Genomic DNA, 16,712 nt, shown 5'->3' with positions numbered 1-16,712 from the left:
CTAATCGTTTTGGAAAGTTGAGCTTATAAGCGGTTATTTCAAGAGCATAGTATACAGAGGTGTCTTTATAAACAAGAGAATATAAAATGATGATGATGCCTGTGACCATGTAGACCAGAATTTAAACATTCTGATCCAACATCGCCGGCATCAAGATTTCTTTAACACAGCTTGCCTTAGTGGTTGAAATAATAAAATGAATCGCCTGAATCACATCGGCCAATGGAATAAGAGAGTATTTAGTTTCTTCTAAAACGTCTTGAGTTGGTTTATCTATTTCATATTCACTGGCCAGATAGCCCAAGTTCAGTACGCTGACACCAATCAAGTGCTCACGTAAGATTTCTCGTAGTGATTGTGCAATACCTCTTAGAGCAAATTTGGTAGCTGAGAAAACAAGCTCTTTACCGTTATGATTATCAACACCCCACGTTGAGCCGATTAGAATGATTTTGGCATTATCGGAGAGTTTGAGATTTTCAATTAATGATTGAATCGACTGGATACATGTGCTGATATTGGTATTGATGATTTGGTTGATTTCAGCAGCAGAGACATCTTCAAAATTATAGTTTTCGCTAAAAGCTTGTTGCTCCCAAATGCCCACATTGTAAATCAGTACATCAAGTTTTTGCTGCCCAATTGCTGTTTTTACATCGCTTACAGCCTGATCTGGTTTGGATAGATCAGCACGAATCCAGTTTAAATTCGGCATTTCTTGTGGTCGGCTGCGAGATACGCCATAGATGGTATCTGTTGGCTTTGGTACAGCCTGAACAATGGCTTTGCCTAAACCTTTACTGACGCCGTATATGAGAAACGTTTTATTTGAGTTATCCATCCATCTATCCATATTTTAGATTAAAAGGTCACTATAAAAGCTCAAGTCGACTTGAGGTCAAGACTTAAACCTATAGTTCTAGAATTCGCTTTGGCATATATATAAACTTATCTTGAAAAGTATGACATCGATGAAAAATATTCTAAAATCACTGAAACTGAAGTAAAAACAGCATTAGCCAATAAAAAAATTGCACTTTAGCCCCGCTTTTGGCAATACCATGTTAGCGGTAGTTGAAATTATTTATTTTTTCCAATATTTGATTTTTTATTGATTCGGTGATTCCAAGCATAGAGTCTATTTGTATCCAACGGTTTTTTAAATTATCCGTTAGTTCGTTTAGACTTTTATCATCATCAAGAATTAAAAATTCAGCAGTTTTATTATTTGAAAACCATTCTTCAATTTCAACATTTCTCATCTTAATGTCGATTGCTTTTTTCGCGTCATTTATTTTAGATATTTTACCAACATGTATACCCCTCAATTCAAAAATTTGATTCCATTCCATTAAGTTGTAATTAATTCTGTGAGTGGTTGTCAAAATGATTTCAGGGTTTATTTTGTCAATAATTTCAATGAGGTTTTTTCGAGAGTTTTCATTGAATTTATAGAATTTGTCTTCTAGGAACTCTGGTTTTTTCCAAGAAGGAGAAGTTTCCAAAACTCCATCTATGTCAAGAAGTAAAATCATTATGAAAATTGGTACTTTGTAATTTCCATTAACTATAACATGACCCAATTCATTACTTTCAAGGTCGAATAAATTTTTGCCTATATATCCATATCAAAATTTTTATCTAATTTCTCATTTAACATAAAATCTCTTATCCGAATTATACATCCTCACACTTTTTACATTCCAACATCACCCCTAATTTCTCTCTACGCCCTTGTTCGGTTAACACCCAAGAGCGATTCTGCCAAGGTGGGTCATGACGCACATGTTGCCCATGCCCACAGGCGAGATCAGCAACCCAATGTCCTTCCTCATCGAGATGAAAACCGACAATGGCTTGCTGCATTTAATTTTCCAGACTCTCGAGTTTAGATTGTTCCAAACCCTTTAAAAAACGATGGCAAAGATTATGAATCGCCACTAGATCATTCGGTTCCATACCCAACGAGCAGGCGAGCTTAAACGGAATGAGGGTAATTTCATCTTTTGCAGTCAGTGCTTTTTTCAGTAAGATAACTTTTTTCATCCGCTCATCTTCTTTGACCGCAACACGCTTTAAAAACTGTTTTTCTTCGAGTTTTTTAATAATCGGTGTCAACGTTCCTGAATCAAAAAAAGTCTTTTGCCCGATTTCAGACAACATCACATTGTCCTGTTCATACAAAGCCAGCAATACAATAAATTGCGGATAGGTCAGATCATATTCCTGCAGCAAAGGGCGATACTGGCGAATCATCGCATTGGTCGCGGAATACATGGCAAAACACACTTGGTTATCCAAAAATGAAACGTCAGCCATGATGATCTGTCCTCGACTCGGTTGTTGAACATTCAGTATAAATTGGATTGCTTTAAAAGTACATTGTGCATAATAAACTTGCGCACAAGATGGTTGTGTGCAATATTAAATAAGCAAGCTGAATGATTCAGCAAATTATTATGAGCCATTCCACCATTGGATAGATGAGAGAACACTTATGAGCAAGATTTATGATTTTCAGGCTGAACTGTTAGAAGGCGAACAAAAGAACCTTGCGGATTACCAAGGCAAAGTTTTATTGGTGGTGAACACGGCCAGTCAGTGTGGCCTAACACCACAATTTGAAGGTTTGGAAAAGTTATATCAGGACTATCAACAACAAGGGCTGGTGATTCTTGGTTTTCCATGTAACCAATTTGCCAACCAAGATCCATCCAGCAATGAAGAAATTGGCAGCTTCTGTCAACGTAACTATGGCGTATCTTTCCCGATGTTTGCCAAGGTCGATGTGAATGGCCCAACCGCACATCCCTTATATCAATACCTCACTTCTGAAGCCAAAGGTTTATTAGGCAGCAGCATTAAATGGAACTTCACTAAGTTTCTGATCAATCAAAACGGTGAAGTGGTCAAACGCTATGCCCCAATCACCAAACCTGAAAAAATTGCCAAAGATATTCAAAAGCTTTTGCGATAAATAGCCTAGAAAATGAGGAAGATGGAAATAACTGGTCTACGATGCATCCACTGGTGATTTCCTCATCCGAAACAAATTAAATCATAAAGCTGAATATTTTTAATATGTTGTAATTAATTGAACGAAATAGATTTTTTAATCTTTAAGATTTATACAACTTGTTTCACGATTGACCGCAAACTTCGCTATACTTTTTGCCAAGATTAAAAATACGAGCGTCAGAATATGCGTGTACTGGTGGTGATGGACCCGATTGAAACTGTGAATCTCAAAAAAGATTCAACCATGGCAATGTTATGGGCGGCCAGCCGTCGCGGACATGAATTGGGTTATGCATTACAGCACGATTTATATATCGATCAAGGTAAAGCCTTTGGCCTGATCTCACCGCTGAAAGTATTTGAAGACTATAACCATTACTATGAGTTGGGCGAGCAGCGCAAAGAATCGTTGGCGGATTACGATGTGGTGTTGATGCGTAAAGACCCGCCATTCGACATGAACTTTGTCTATACCACTTATATTTTGGAACAAGCCGAGCGTGAAGGGGTGTGGATTATCAATAAACCACAATCGCTACGTGACTGTAATGAAAAGCTGTTCGCGACCCAATTCCCAGAACTACAAGTACCAACCTTGGTGACCTCACAACAAAGTCTGATTCGTGAATTTATCAAAGAACATGGCGATGTAATTGTGAAGCCTTTGGATGGCATGGGCGGCATGGGGATTTTCCGCCTATACCAAGATGGCGTGAACATTGGTTCAACCTTGGAAATGCTCACTGAAATGGGCACGCGTCCAATCATGGCGCAACGCTATATCCCTGAAATTGTCGAAGGTGATAAACGCATCTTGTTGGTCAATGGTGAGCCGATTCCATATTGCTTGGCGCGTATTCCGCAAAATGGTGAAGTGCGGGGGAACTTAGCCGCTGGTGGTTTAGGTCAGGCCCGTCCACTGACTGAAAATGATAAATTGATTGTGGCAAAAGTCGGTCCATTCCTGCGTGAAAAAGGGCTGGTCTTTGTTGGTTTGGATGTGATTGGCAATTATGTGACTGAAATTAACGTTACTAGTCCAACCTGTATCCGTGAGATTGATGCACAGTTTGGGACGTCAATTGCCGATGATCTTTTTGATGTTTTAGAAGCTGGTCGTAAAAACTAAAAAGTTGTATTTTTGACCGAATTGCCCGTTTGAATGTCAGCATAATTGGCAGGCAAACGGGCTTTTGTATATCGGCAGAACCTTGTTTTTAACAAAGAATCGAAAAAAGCACAGCTTTCTGTTGTAAACAGGTGAAATTCGCTTTTCGTGAATGAAGCTTTAGGATTAAAATAACTGCCGAAAACAATAGACGATAACCTTCTTTTTTGAGTTGAAGAATTACACCGTGACCAATTCCCCACAAAACAAACCTAAACATGTCATGATGATGGCCGCTGGTACAGGTGGACATGTTTTTCCTGCACTTGCTGTTGCTAGACAACTGCAACAAGAGGGCTGTCAGGTCTCTTGGCTGGCAACTCCGACAGGAATGGAAAATCGGTTACTCAAAGATCAAAATATTCCGATTTATCAGATTGATATTCAAGGTGTACGCGGTAATGGCCTGTTACGTAAAATCAGTGCACCGTTTAAAATTTTAAAAGCGACTTTAAGCGCTATGCGCTATATGAAACAGCTCAAGATTGATGCTGTGGCGGGTTTCGGTGGTTATGTGGCAGGCCCAGGTGGTTTGGCTGCACGTTTACTCGGTATTCCTGTCGTGATTCATGAGCAAAATGCGATTGCAGGCTTTACCAACACTCAATTGGCACGTATTGCCAAGACCGTATGTCAGGCATTTCCAAATACCTTCCCAAACAGTGATAAAGTCGTGACCACCGGCAATCCGGTACGTGCGGAAATCACTGCGATTTTGAATCCTTCTTGGCGCTATCAAACTCGCGAACAAGAACAACTGCCATTGAATGTTTTGATTGTGGGTGGTTCACTGGGTGCACAGGCACTGAATGAGCGTTTGCCTGAGGCCTTGAAAAAGGTCACTGTGCCGCTGCAGGTATTTCATCAATGCGGTCAAAACAAGCAAGATGCCACGCGTGCACTGTATCAAGATGCCCCTGCCAGTTTGAATATTCAGGTTGAACCTTTTATTCAGGATATGGCCAAGGCTTATAGTGAAGCTGATTTGATTATTTGTCGTGCCGGTGCTTTAACGGTAACAGAAGTGGCAACCGCAGGTTTGGCTGCAATCTTTGTTCCTTTACCGATTGCGGTAGATGACCACCAAACCGCAAATGCGAAATTTTTGGCCAATGCAGGTGCTGCCAAGATTTGCCAGCAAGCAGACATGACACCTGCTGTTTTGGATGAGTTGTTAGCAACCTTATTAAATCGCCAACTCCTGTCTGAAATGGCAGTTAAAGCACGTCAACAAGCACAACCGAATGCAACACAGCATGTGGTTGATCTGATTAAAAAATTGTAATTCGAGTTTATCTATGTCTCCTACAAATCCAAGCCAAGCCAAAAAGCTGATTAAAGTGCCAGAAATGCGCCGTATTAAAAATATCCACTTTGTTGGTATTGGTGGTGCGGGGATGTGCGGTATTGCCGAAGTATTGAGTAACCAAGGTTATAAAATTTCAGGCTCAGACATTAAAGCGTCGAAAACCACGGCTCAACTCGAAGCCAATGGGATTAAAGTATTTATTGGTCATTCAGCTGACAATATTAAAAATGCCAATGTACTGGTGGTGTCGACGGCGATTGATCCTGAAAATCCAGAAATTAAAGCAGCCATTGAACAACGTACCCCGATTGTACGCCGTGCGGAAATGTTGGGTGAGTTGATGCGTTACCGCCACGGGATTGCGGTTGCCGGAACACATGGTAAAACCACAACGACAAGCTTATTGACCACCATGTTGGCAGAAGAAAACCTTGATCCGACTTATGTGATTGGCGGTTTGCTGAATAGTACGGGTGTAAATGCTGCATTGGGCGAAAGCCGTTTTATCGTGGCAGAAGCGGATGAGTCAGATGCCTCATTCTTGTATTTGCAACCGATGGCTGCGATCGTGACCAATATCGATGCGGATCATATGGATACTTATGAGGGCAGCTTTGATAAGTTAAAAGATACCTTTATTCAGTTCTTACATAACTTGCCATTCTACGGCTTGGCTGTGGTTTGTGGCGATGATGCCAATATTCGTGAGATTCTGCCACGTGTTGGTCGTCCAGTCTTAACCTATGGTTTTGCTGAAGACAATGACATCCGTGCGGTGGATGTTGCACAAGAAGGTATGCAGTCGCATTTTACCGTATTGCGTAAAGACCGTGAGCCATTGCGTGTCACCATTAATCAACCTGGCTTGCATAATGTCTTGAATGCATTGGCTGCGATTGGTGTAGCAACTGATGAAGGCGTGTCTGATGGCGCGATTTGCCGTGCCTTAGAAGGTTTTAGTGGTGTCGGTCGTCGCTTCCAAGTTCAGGGTGAATTTGAGGTTGATGAAGGCTTGGTGAAATTGGTGGATGACTATGGTCACCATCCAAAAGAAGTTGAAGCAACCATTAAGGCAGCGCGTGCCAGCCATCCAGACCGTCGTTTAGTGATGCTGTTCCAGCCGCACCGTTTTAGCCGTACCCGTGATTGTTTTGATGACTTTGTTGATGTGTTATCACAAGTGGATCAGTTGTTATTACTGGAAGTTTATCCAGCAGGTGAAAAGCCGATTGTGGGTGCTGATAGTCGTGCTTTGGCGCGTAGTATTCGTCTACGTGGTGATGTTGAGCCGATTTTGGTTGATCCAGTGGAAGGCAATTTACCGAACGTTTTACAAAAAGTGTTACAAGCAAATGACCTGTTATTAACACAAGGCGCGGGTAACGTTGGCGCAATTTCGGTAGAATTGGCTCAGCATCGCTTGTATGCCAAATAATTTTGTTTTGTGAATATTAAAAGTTTTAAGGATATAAACGTGTCAAATGCTGCAAAATTCGGCAAAGTTGCTGTGTTGTTTGGTGGGAAGTCGGCTGAGCGTGCTGTGTCATTGGACAGCGGTCAAGCTGTTTTAGAGGCGTTATTACGTTCGGGCGTTCAGGCAGAAGCATTTGACCCACAAGATCGTAGTGTGACTGAATTGGTTGCTTATGATCGTGCTTTTATCGTATTGCATGGTCGTGGTGGTGAAGATGGTCAGATCCAAGGTGTATTGGAGTGGTTAAACCTTCCTTATACTGGTACGGGTGTGCAAGGTTCAGCGATCGGCATGGATAAAGTCAAAACCAAGCAAATCTGGCAAGGCAGTGATTTGCCAACAGCACCTTATCGTATTGTCACTAAAGATACCGATCTTGATGCAGTAATTGCTGAATTGGGCTTGCCAGTAATTATCAAACCTGTACATGAAGGCTCAAGTGTCGGCATGAGTAAGGTTGAAAAAGCTGAAGACTTTGCTGCAGCGATTGAGAAAGCCACGCAGCATGATGCAGTGGTGATGGCAGAAAAATGGATCACAGGTCGTGAATTCACCATTTCATTCTTGAATGGTCAGCCATTACCGGTGATTCGTTTACAACCACCCGCAGACGTTGCCTTCTATGACTATGAAGCAAAGTATCAGCGTAATGATGTGGAATATGGCATTCCTTGTGGTCTAAGCGAGTCAGAAGAGAAAAGCTTACAAGCATTGTGCTTACGTGCTTTCCAGGCGGTCGGTGCTGAAGGCTGGGGTCGTATTGATGCGATGCAAGACGAGCAAGGTGCCTTCTGGTTGTTGGAAGTGAATACTGTTCCGGGAATGACCAGTCACTCTTTAGTGCCAAAAGCAGCGCAAGCTGTAGGTTATAGTTTTGATCAGCTCTGTGTTGCAATTTTAGAGCAAACCTTAGCTACGTCGGCTTAACGATTTATGGCTCAGCTTCCTGCCTCGATGCGCCGTAAAACGCGGCCAGCCATTAGCTCGATTCACGAGAAACCGCCTTCGCCTAAACAAAAAATGGTGAATGCGGGCGGTTGGATCTTGCTGGTGATTGCGTTTGCTGTTTTGGGATTGGGTTTGTTTGGCTTATATAAAGTCATGACCGATGCAAGAGCGGCGCAGTTGCAGGTGGTTGGAACCAATTCTGATATTGAGAACCAACAGTTGGTTCAATATCTGAGTCCAATTATTAAAGATAACTATTTCACTTCAGATTTAGAACAAATTCGAGATCAAGCGTTAAAAGTGTCATGGGTTGATCGTGTGGTAGTGTCACGGGCTTGGCCAAATGCAATTCGGGTACGGGTGATGCCGCGCCATGCGATTGCACGTTGGGGAACAGGGCGTTTGCTCAGTGACAATGGCGATGTATTTAGTGAGGCCGTGCCAACCGCACATCCAAACTTGCCGCTTTTACATGGGCCAGCCAGCCAATCCAAAATGATGATGCGTCGCTATAATGAAATTAATCAGTTATTTCATCCAGCGAATTTGAGATTAAAAGAATTGTATTTAACCGAGCGTATGACGTGGTTCATGCAGTTTGATTCGGGCTTACGGATTATTGTAGACCAAGATCAGACCATGAATAAGCTGCAACGCTTAAGCCATTTGGCACAAACGGATTTAAAACCTGTATGGTCAAAAATCACGGCAATTGATTTGCGTTATCGGAATGGTCTTGCCATTCAGTGGAAAAACGCATCTCCGCCGAAGATTGTCAACGGTCAGTTAGTTGTAACGATTGATGACACAAGCCTTGCAGGGGCAATTCAGGCAAAGCCATAATACGTGGCTTAAAATAAAGGGCAATCGTCCTAAACAACACTAAAGATATGGTATTGAAGTAATGAGTGAAGCTGTTCCCTCAGTTGTTGCGATTGATATTGGGACTCATAAAGTCTCAGTTTTGATTGGTAAGATCCATGCACCAGATAAGATCCAAGTCATTGGCATGGCAACTGCTCGCAACCGAGGTATGGTTAAAGGCAAGATTGTTAGCTTAGACAAGGTCATTGCGGCGATTAAGAATGCGGTATCCGAAGCCGAGGATATGGCTGAGTGTCGTATTCATAGTGCGTGGGTGTCGATTCCAAGTACTGAATTACAAAGTTTTTATGCCTCAGGCCGTACGCCTGTTGCCAACCACGATCATATTATTACGACAAATGAAGTGGTGCGTGCGCTAGAGTTGGCCAAAGCCAGTCATGTCTCGCCAGATTACTATCTTGCCAGTGCTGTGCCATTGGGTTTTGAGTTGGGTGATTCAGCGGAATGGGTACAAAACCCAGTCAATATGTCGGCGCATAGTATGACGGGGCATTATCAGTTAATGATGATGCCGATCAGTACCATGCAAAACCTTGATCGTGCCATGAAAGGGGCGAATATCGGGGTGGAGAAAATGGTGGTGTCTTGCTTGGCAACCGCTGAAGCGAGTCTGCTCAAAGACGAAAAAGAATATGGCGTGTGTCTGGTTGACATCGGTGCAGGTATTACCAATATCGCGGTGTATCTGGATGGCCGTTTGGCTTTAGCACGGACCTTGCCGCGTGGTGGTGAGAATGTGACGCGTGATATTGCTGCCGTTTTGCAGACCACCACGGAAGAAGCGGAACGCATCAAGATTTTACATGGTTGTGTTGATTTGAGTGTGGTGAAACCTGATCACATGATTCAGGTGCAGGGGATTGATGGTACGCAAACCATCAGTCGTATTGAGCTTGCAGAAATCATCATTGCGCGTTATGAAGAAATCTTTACTTTAATCCGTGAAGAATTGGAACATAGCGGTGCGATTCATGGTCTCTATCATGGTGTGGTCCTCACAGGCGATTCTTGTCAAATTGAAGGTATGGTGAATTTGGCACGTCGAATGTTGGGGGTGTCTGCGCATTTGGGCAACCCGCCATTACAGGTTTATGCAGATGATCAACATTTAGCTGCATTGCGTCGTTCAATGTACGCAACTGCATCTGGCTTGTTGATGTTTAGCCAAAGTGATTTGCAAGATACGGTTGAAGAGCCAGAAGAAGCAAATGATCGTAGTTTTGTTGATCGTGTTGCCAATGGTTGGAATGCATTAAATAGCAAATTAAAGGCCATCTTTTAAGTTGTAGTTATTTTTGGGAAAATTTGTTAGGAAGTTGTTCTAAATCAGCCACTGTACTTGACAAGCTAGCGATTATTGAACAGCATCCTAAACATCAGTTGTTTAAAAATCAGGGCAGTAACGGGCTGAAGTAACTGCCATTAATATTAGGAAATCTAAAGGTCATGGCCTCATTTGAATTTATAGAAGATGAACTAGACAATGGCAACGGTCAAGCCCGTTTCACAGTATTTGGCGTTGGTGGTGGTGGCGGTAATGCCGTGCAGCACATGGCGCAATCTGATATCCAAGGTGTAAAGTTCGTTTGTGCAAATACAGACAAACAAGCATTGGATAGCATGAACGCTCCATTCAAAATTCAATTGGGTGAACAAAGTACACGTGGTTTAGGTGCAGGCGCGAATCCAGAAGTGGGTCAAATCGCAGCGGAAGAAAGTCGTGAAGTGATTCGTCAGCATCTTGAAGGTACTGACATGGTGTTTGTCACTGCCGGCATGGGTGGTGGTACAGGTACAGGTGCTGCACCAGTGGTTGCAGAAGTTGCTAAAGAGATGGGTATCCTGACCGTAGGTGTGGTGACTACACCATTCAACTTTGAAGGCCGTCGTCGTCAAAAGTCTGCTGAAAAGGGTATTGATGCCTTAGAAGCACATGTTGATTCATTGATCATCATTCCAAACCAGCGCTTACTCAGCGTTTATGGTGATATTTCAATGAAAGATGCCTATAAAAAGGCAGATGATGTGTTGCTGAATGCAGTACGTAGTATTTTTGATCTTGTGGTAAACCGTGGTCATATTAACCTTGACTTTGCTGACTTGAAAACAGCGATGAGTACACGTGGTTATGCCATGATGGGTGCTGGTTTAGGTCGTGGTGAAGATCGTGCTCGCCAAGCTGCTGAGCAAGCAATCCGTAGCCCATTGCTTGATAATGTGAATATTATTAATGCAAAAGGTGTATTGATTAACATTACGGGTGGGGATGATATTACCCTGCGTGAAACTGAAATCATTACGGATGTCGTCAACCAGATCGTTGATTTGGATGAAGGTGAGATCTTCTATGGTACGGTATTTGATCCGGATGCGCGTGATGAGCTTCGTGTGACTGTTATCGCAACTGGCTTAACGCGTAATGCAAGTGAAGTTGATCAGAAAAGACGTGCTGTAGTTTTACATGCACCGTCTGCTCAAGCAGCTCAGCAACCTGTTGATGAAGATGATGTTCCTGCGATCAGCAAACGTGCAAATACGGATGCACCAGTCGGCGCAACGGCAAGTTCTACGCCACGTTCATCGCCAATGAGCATTCAAGACTATCTGAAAAATCAACAGCGTAAATAATAAAATCATATATTTAGAGAAAGGGGGTAAGTAATTACCCCCTTTTTTATTTTTTTAAAATGGCAAAATATGCTAAGTTATATCGGTTTTTGCAAATGAAGTTGGTATGGCATGTTGAAACAACGTACTCTCAAACGTGTGGTGAAAGCGAGCGGTATTGGTCTGCACAGTGGTCAAAAGGTGCTGATTAATTTTGTTCCACATCATATTGATGGAGGTATTGTCTTTCGCCGTATCGACTTAAATCCCCCGATTGACCTTCCCGCCAATGCTTTATTGATTCAAGAAGCCTTTATGTGCTCGAATCTGGTCCGTGAAGATATCAAAGTCGGTACGATTGAGCATGTCATGAGTGCGATTGCAGGACTGGGAATTGATAATCTGATTGTTGAAGTCTCTGCATCCGAAGTACCGATTATGGACGGCAGTGCAGGACCTTTTATTTATTTATTGATGCAAGGTGAATTGGCGGAGCAAGACGCGCCAAAGAAGTTCATTCGCATTTTAAAGCCTGTTGAGGCTTTAATTGACGACAAGAAGGCCATTTTTTCACCACATTCAGGTTTTCAGCTGAACTTTACCATCGATTTTGATCATCCTGCCTTTGCCAAAGAATATCAATCAGCCACGATCGACTTCTCGACGGAAACTTTCGTCTACGAAGTGAGTGAGGCGCGAACTTTTGGCTTTATGAAAGATTTGGACTATTTAAAAGCCAATAATCTGGCTTTAGGTGCGAGTCTTGAAAATGCGATTGGTGTTGATGACACAGGTGTGGTCAATGAAGAAGGTTTACGCTTTGCCGACGAGTTTGTACGTCATAAAATTCTAGATGCGGTCGGAGACTTATATTTGCTTGGACATCAAATTATTGCCAAGTTTGATGGCTATAAATCAGGGCATGCGCTGAACAATCAGCTATTACGCAATGTTCAAAACGACCCAAGCAGCTATGAAATTGTAACATTTAATAACGAGAGTGATTGTCCAATTCCTTATGTGAGTGTGACATAAGTCATTGTCTTTTATTGCCTATGTTATATTATAACAAATGAATATGAGAATTTTGTCACATAAAAAGAGTGTGTATTCCAACACTTAATATATGAAGTTTACTTTTTATTGCTTGCCAAACGTAGTAAAGCTTGGCTAAGCTTAGGGTCGCTCACATATTCAGCGGCGCTGCGCAATTGCTCTTGGGTCTCTGATGTTAGTGTTTTTGTTGGGGGAGAGGGTTCACGAGAGACAACTGTTTTGTTTCTTAACCGAACTTGAATTTTTCGTAATTCCTTGAGTCCTTCGAGCTGAGCTAACTGCGCAACATAGTGGCTTTGTAAATAGCTGAGTTGACTAATCATTGCTTGATTTTCACCAGTGATGATCAACACACCATGTTGATAACAAACAACCTGCCATTGCTCTGGTTGGGGCAGTAAAGGTTGAATAATTTTCGTAAGTTGTTTCCATTGTGTGACTTGCGTCGTCAGAAACGTTAAGTTTCCAGTTTTTATGTGTTGTCCTTTCTGTTGGAAAACGTTGTTAGGGTCAGACATAGAACTTCCTCGGAGGTGATGTGTCCATCTTAAGCGTTTGCTTCAGCTGTTATCAAGGAACAGATGATAAAGGAACGTTTGAAGGACGGTTTCAAGAGGTTTTTTATGCATCATACGCGTCGTATTTTACTCGCATTTTCGTTGGCTGCTTCAGCTGCTTCGGTTGCTTTCGCAGATTATCAGAACATTGGTCAAGCCACAGGTGATGACCGCTTAGAGCAATTATCAAAAACCTTAGCTCAAGGTTCTTATACTCATTCTGCTGATATGGATCTGCCAGCCGTATCGAATGTCTCAGTTAAATTACGTGAAAAAACCATTGAATTGAACAATGCAACGATTGAGAAGAAATATGGTCGTTCAGCGATTTCATCTCAAGACAACGCCCCTTCATTCTCTGCAAACACAGGTTATTCTTGGTTAGTGAGTCATCCATTGCAAGAAGGTCGAGTCAGCTCTTCTTGGGGTAACCGCACCCTATTAGGTTCAACACGTCATCACTCTGGTGTTGATCTTGCTGCACCCTCTGGTACGCCAATTTACTCAACTGGCCCTGGTGTCGTGACGAAGTCGGGTTGGGGTACAGGCTATGGTCAGTATGTCGAGATTGATCATGGTAATGGCTATATCACTCGTTATGCCCATGCATCACGTTTAATCGTGAATGCGGGTGATCGCGTCAGTGCTGGTGAGCATATTGCCAATGTCGGTTGTACAGGTCGTTGTACTGGACCACATTTACACTTTGAAGTTGTAAAAGATGGCCAACGTAAAAATCCATCAACTTACTTAGCAATGTTGCCTTAATGTAATTTGTTAACAGTTGTATATAAATATTCAAAAAAATCGCCTTTATTGGCGATTTTTTATGTGTTTTGTTTCATTTAGGTCAATGACTATTTTGTCAGAAAATAATAAGGCGTTTTGCATTCATCTGGGGCAATAGTTCTATCACAGCAAAACATGATAAAAATAGGGTCGACAAATAACTTAAGGGAAAAGGTGAATTGTATGGCGTTTTATGGCGACTCTGACGCGCAAGAAACCCAAGAATGGCAAGAAGCATTTGATTCAGTATTACAACATATGGGCACGGAACGTGCTGCCTTCTTACTAGAAAAACTCTATCAACGGGCAATTGCGAAACATGTGCCAATCCAGCGCTTAAATACACCTTACCTCAACACCATTTCAGTTGAAGAGCAACCAGCGATGCCTGGTGATCAGGATATGGAACGCCGTATCCGTGCATTGATTCGCTGGAATGCTTTAGCGATGGTATTACGTGCCAATAAAACAGGCGATGACCTCGGTGGTCACCTTGCAAGTTTCGCATCATCTGCAACTTTGTATGATGTGGGCTTCAACCATTTCTTCCGCGCAAACAGCAATAACTTTGGCGGTGATATGATCTATTATCAGGGTCACTGTGCTCCTGGTATCTATGCACGTTCGTTCTTGGAAGGGCGTTTAACTGAAGATCAATTAAATAATTTCCGCCGTGAAGTGGGTGGCAATGGTCTTCCGAGTTACCCGCATCCCTATTTAATGCCGGACTATTGGCAGTTCCCAACCGTATCGATGGGTTTGGGTCCAATTATGTCGATTTACCAAGCACACATTCAAAAGTATTTGATGAATCGTGGTTTGATCAAAGAAGAAGATCGTAAAGTCTGGGCTTATCTTGGCGATGGTGAGATGGATGAGCCAGAAAGTACGGGTGCAATTTCACTTGCTGGTCGTGAAAAGCTTGATAACCTCATTTGGGTGGTGAACTGTAACTTACAGCGTCTCGATGGTCCTGTACGCGGTAACGGTAAAATTATTCAAGAATTAGAATCTTTATTCCGTGGTGCGGGCTGGCGTGTGATTAAAGTGGTGTGGGGCCGTCATTGGGATCCACTCCTTGCTCAAGATAATTCAGGCGCTTTAAAAGCGGTCATGGACGAAACAGTTGATGGTGAATATCAGCGCTATCAAGTAAAAGGTGGTGCATATACCCGTGAGAAATTCTTTGGCAAGTATCCAGAAGCTGCGGAACTGGTCAAAGATTTAAGTGATGAAGATATCGATAATCTTAACCGTGGTGGTCATGATCCGTACAAAGTTTTTGCTGCCTATGCAGAAGCAATGAAAGCCAAAGGTCAACCCACCGTTATTCTTGCGAAAACGGTTAAAGGTTACGGTCTGTCTGAGGAAATTGAAGCGGTGAACAAAACTCACCAAATCAAAAAAATGCAGATCGACTCTTTGAAATATGTACGTGACCGTTTTAACCTGCCATTTACAGATGATAAGTTAGAAGAACTCCCATTCTACCGCCCAAGTGAAAACTCTCCAGAAATGAAGTATATGAAGGCGCGTCGTGAAGCATTAGGGGGTTACCTACCAGCACGTCGTCGTGAGAGTGACACTTTAGCGATTCCTGAACTCTCTGTATTTGATGCTGTATTAAATGGTTCCGGTGGTAAAGAACAATCGACCACGATGCTGATGGTGCGTTTAATTGCGGCTTTACTGAAAGAAAAAGCAATTAAAGACCGCGTCGTACCAATCGTCCCAGATGAAGCGCGTACTTTTGGTTTAGAAGGGATGTTCCGTCAGCTCGGTATTTATGCCGCTCACGGTCAAAAATATACTCCGGAAGACCAAGAACAGTTAATGCATTACCGTGAAGCAAGTGATGGTCACATGCTTCAAGAAGGCATTAACGAAGCGGGTGCGATGAGTGCATGGGCTGCGTTGGCAACCAGTTATTCAACCAATAACTTGCCGATGATTCCAATGTACATGTACTACTCAATGTTTGGTTTCCAACGCATTGGTGATATTGCATGGGCTGCTGGTGATGCACAGGCACAGGGTTTCTTGCTTGGTGCGACTGCTGGCCGTACCACATTGAACGGTGAAGGTTTACAGCACCAAGATGGTCATTCACATATCTTGGCGAACACTATTCCAAACTGTGTATCTTATGATCCATGTTTTGGTTATGAATTGGCTGTGATCGTACACGATGGTTTACAACGGATGTATGTGAACCAAGAGCGAGTGTTCTATTACTTAACCGTAATGAACGAAAACTACGAGCATCCTGCAATGCCAGAAGGCGCTGAGGAAGGCATTAAACGTGGTATGTACTTGTTCGAAAAAGATGAAAAAGCAACGGTTCAATTACTGGGATCAGGTGTCATTCTGCGTGAAGTGATTAAAGCGGCGAAAATCTTGCGTGATGAATATCAGATTCACTCAAACGTGTGGAGCGTAACCAGCTTCAATGAGTTGTCACGTGATGGTATGGCATGTGAAGAATACAACCGCCTACACCCACTGACTGAAGATGTGAAAGAATCTTGGGTATCTAAACAGTTACGTGGAACAGAAGGTATCGTCGTTTCTGCGACAGACCATATGCGTGCGTACAGCGAACAGATCCGTGCATATCTTCCGGATGGTCGTCCATTTGTTGCATTAGGTACAGATGGTTACGGTCGTTCAGATACACGTGCCAACTTACGTAGTTTCTTTGGGGTTGATGCTGCACATATCGTGGTTGCGACATTGAAAAAATTAGCGGATGAAGGCGAAGTAGACGCACGTTTAGTCAAAGATGCAATTTCTAACTTTGAGTTAGATACGGACCGTCCAGTGGCGTGGGCGCCACAAGCGCATCCAGAAGTTCAGGCCGTTGCTGAATACAATGAAACGCAAACAGGTGAGGGGAAATAA

16 protein-coding genes are annotated in these 16,712 nt (G+C 42.7%); 11 read left to right on the top strand and 5 right to left on the bottom strand.

The annotated features are described in order from the left end of the window. Positions 1–121 precede the first annotated feature (121 nt). The 4 genes from MN869_RS13135 to MN869_RS13120 form a co-directional block, all read right to left on the bottom strand. Positions 122–841, bottom strand: a complete 720-nt coding sequence (locus tag MN869_RS13135) for an SDR family oxidoreductase (RefSeq protein WP_243308003.1) — start codon at positions 839–841, stop codon at positions 122–124. Positions 842–1,064: 223 nt separating this feature from the next. Then, positions 1,065–1,535: an HAD domain-containing protein gene (locus MN869_RS13130; protein WP_279324150.1), complete on the bottom strand. Its 471-nt coding sequence runs from the start codon at positions 1,533–1,535 to the stop codon at positions 1,065–1,067. A 142-nt stretch (positions 1,536–1,677) separates the two neighbouring features. After that, positions 1,678–1,866 carry a DUF3565 domain-containing protein gene (locus MN869_RS13125; protein WP_243307999.1) on the bottom strand — a complete coding sequence of 63 codons (189 nt, stop codon included), beginning with the start codon at positions 1,864–1,866 and terminating at the stop codon, positions 1,678–1,680. Next, entirely contained in the window at positions 1,867–2,319 is a 453-nt protein-coding gene (locus tag MN869_RS13120; protein ID WP_243307997.1) for a MarR family transcriptional regulator, read from the bottom strand. A 178-nt stretch (positions 2,320–2,497) separates the two neighbouring features. Here MN869_RS13120 and MN869_RS13115 point away from each other — a divergent pair, with 178 nt between their 5' ends. The 9 genes from MN869_RS13115 (at position 2,498) to lpxC (ending at position 12,444) form a co-directional block, all read left to right on the top strand. Then, a complete protein-coding gene (locus tag MN869_RS13115; protein WP_004803595.1) occupies positions 2,498–2,977 on the top strand; it encodes a glutathione peroxidase in 480 nt (159 codons plus the stop codon). Positions 2,978–3,202: 225 nt separating this feature from the next. Further along, entirely contained in the window at positions 3,203–4,147 is a 945-nt protein-coding gene (gene gshB / locus MN869_RS13110; protein ID WP_243307996.1) for a glutathione synthase, read from the top strand. Positions 4,148–4,373: 226 nt separating this feature from the next. Further along, complete coding sequence (murG, locus tag MN869_RS13105) at positions 4,374–5,471, top strand: undecaprenyldiphospho-muramoylpentapeptide beta-N-acetylglucosaminyltransferase (RefSeq protein ID WP_243307995.1); 1,098 nt, start codon at positions 4,374–4,376, stop codon at positions 5,469–5,471. Between the two features lie 13 nt (positions 5,472–5,484). Beyond that, the gene (gene murC / locus MN869_RS13100; protein WP_243307994.1) at positions 5,485–6,930 is read left to right on the top strand and encodes a UDP-N-acetylmuramate--L-alanine ligase; all 1,446 of its coding nucleotides are present in this window, start codon (positions 5,485–5,487) and stop codon (positions 6,928–6,930) included. A gap of 39 nt (positions 6,931–6,969) precedes the next feature. Next, positions 6,970–7,896: a D-alanine--D-alanine ligase gene (locus MN869_RS13095; RefSeq protein ID WP_243307993.1), complete on the top strand. Its 927-nt coding sequence runs from the start codon at positions 6,970–6,972 to the stop codon at positions 7,894–7,896. A gap of 6 nt (positions 7,897–7,902) precedes the next feature. Further along, positions 7,903–8,760 (top strand): cell division protein FtsQ/DivIB, encoded by an 858-nt coding sequence (locus MN869_RS13090; protein ID WP_171550855.1) that lies wholly within the window; start codon positions 7,903–7,905, stop codon positions 8,758–8,760. Between the two features lie 61 nt (positions 8,761–8,821). Continuing rightward, entirely contained in the window at positions 8,822–10,084 is a 1,263-nt protein-coding gene (ftsA, locus tag MN869_RS13085; protein ID WP_243307992.1) for a cell division protein FtsA, read from the top strand. A 164-nt stretch (positions 10,085–10,248) separates the two neighbouring features. Beyond that, positions 10,249–11,430 (top strand): cell division protein FtsZ, encoded by a 1,182-nt coding sequence (gene ftsZ, locus MN869_RS13080; protein ID WP_243307991.1) that lies wholly within the window; start codon positions 10,249–10,251, stop codon positions 11,428–11,430. Positions 11,431–11,541: 111 nt separating this feature from the next. Beyond that, positions 11,542–12,444, top strand: coding sequence for a UDP-3-O-acyl-N-acetylglucosamine deacetylase (lpxC, locus tag MN869_RS13075; RefSeq protein WP_004803611.1), 903 nt, complete (start codon positions 11,542–11,544; stop codon positions 12,442–12,444). Between the two features lie 98 nt (positions 12,445–12,542). Here the strand turns inward: lpxC and MN869_RS13070 are convergent, their stop codons facing one another. Beyond that, positions 12,543–12,983: a hypothetical protein gene (locus MN869_RS13070; RefSeq protein ID WP_004803613.1), complete on the bottom strand. Its 441-nt coding sequence runs from the start codon at positions 12,981–12,983 to the stop codon at positions 12,543–12,545. A 105-nt stretch (positions 12,984–13,088) separates the two neighbouring features. On the opposite strand from MN869_RS13070, the gene MN869_RS13065 reads away from it, so the two are divergent. Continuing rightward, complete coding sequence (locus MN869_RS13065; protein ID WP_005201593.1) at positions 13,089–13,790, top strand: M23 family metallopeptidase; 702 nt, start codon at positions 13,089–13,091, stop codon at positions 13,788–13,790. Between the two features lie 204 nt (positions 13,791–13,994). Next, positions 13,995–16,712 carry a pyruvate dehydrogenase (acetyl-transferring), homodimeric type gene (gene aceE, locus MN869_RS13060; RefSeq protein ID WP_243307990.1) on the top strand — a complete coding sequence of 906 codons (2,718 nt, stop codon included), beginning with the start codon at positions 13,995–13,997 and terminating at the stop codon, positions 16,710–16,712.

This window comes from Acinetobacter sp. NIPH1876 (genome assembly GCF_022808535.1).
GTDB classification, from domain to species: Bacteria; Pseudomonadota; Gammaproteobacteria; order Pseudomonadales; family Moraxellaceae; genus Acinetobacter; species Acinetobacter higginsii.
Note: the sequence above shows the minus strand (reverse complement) of the source record. Positions and strands in the feature narration are given on the sequence as shown.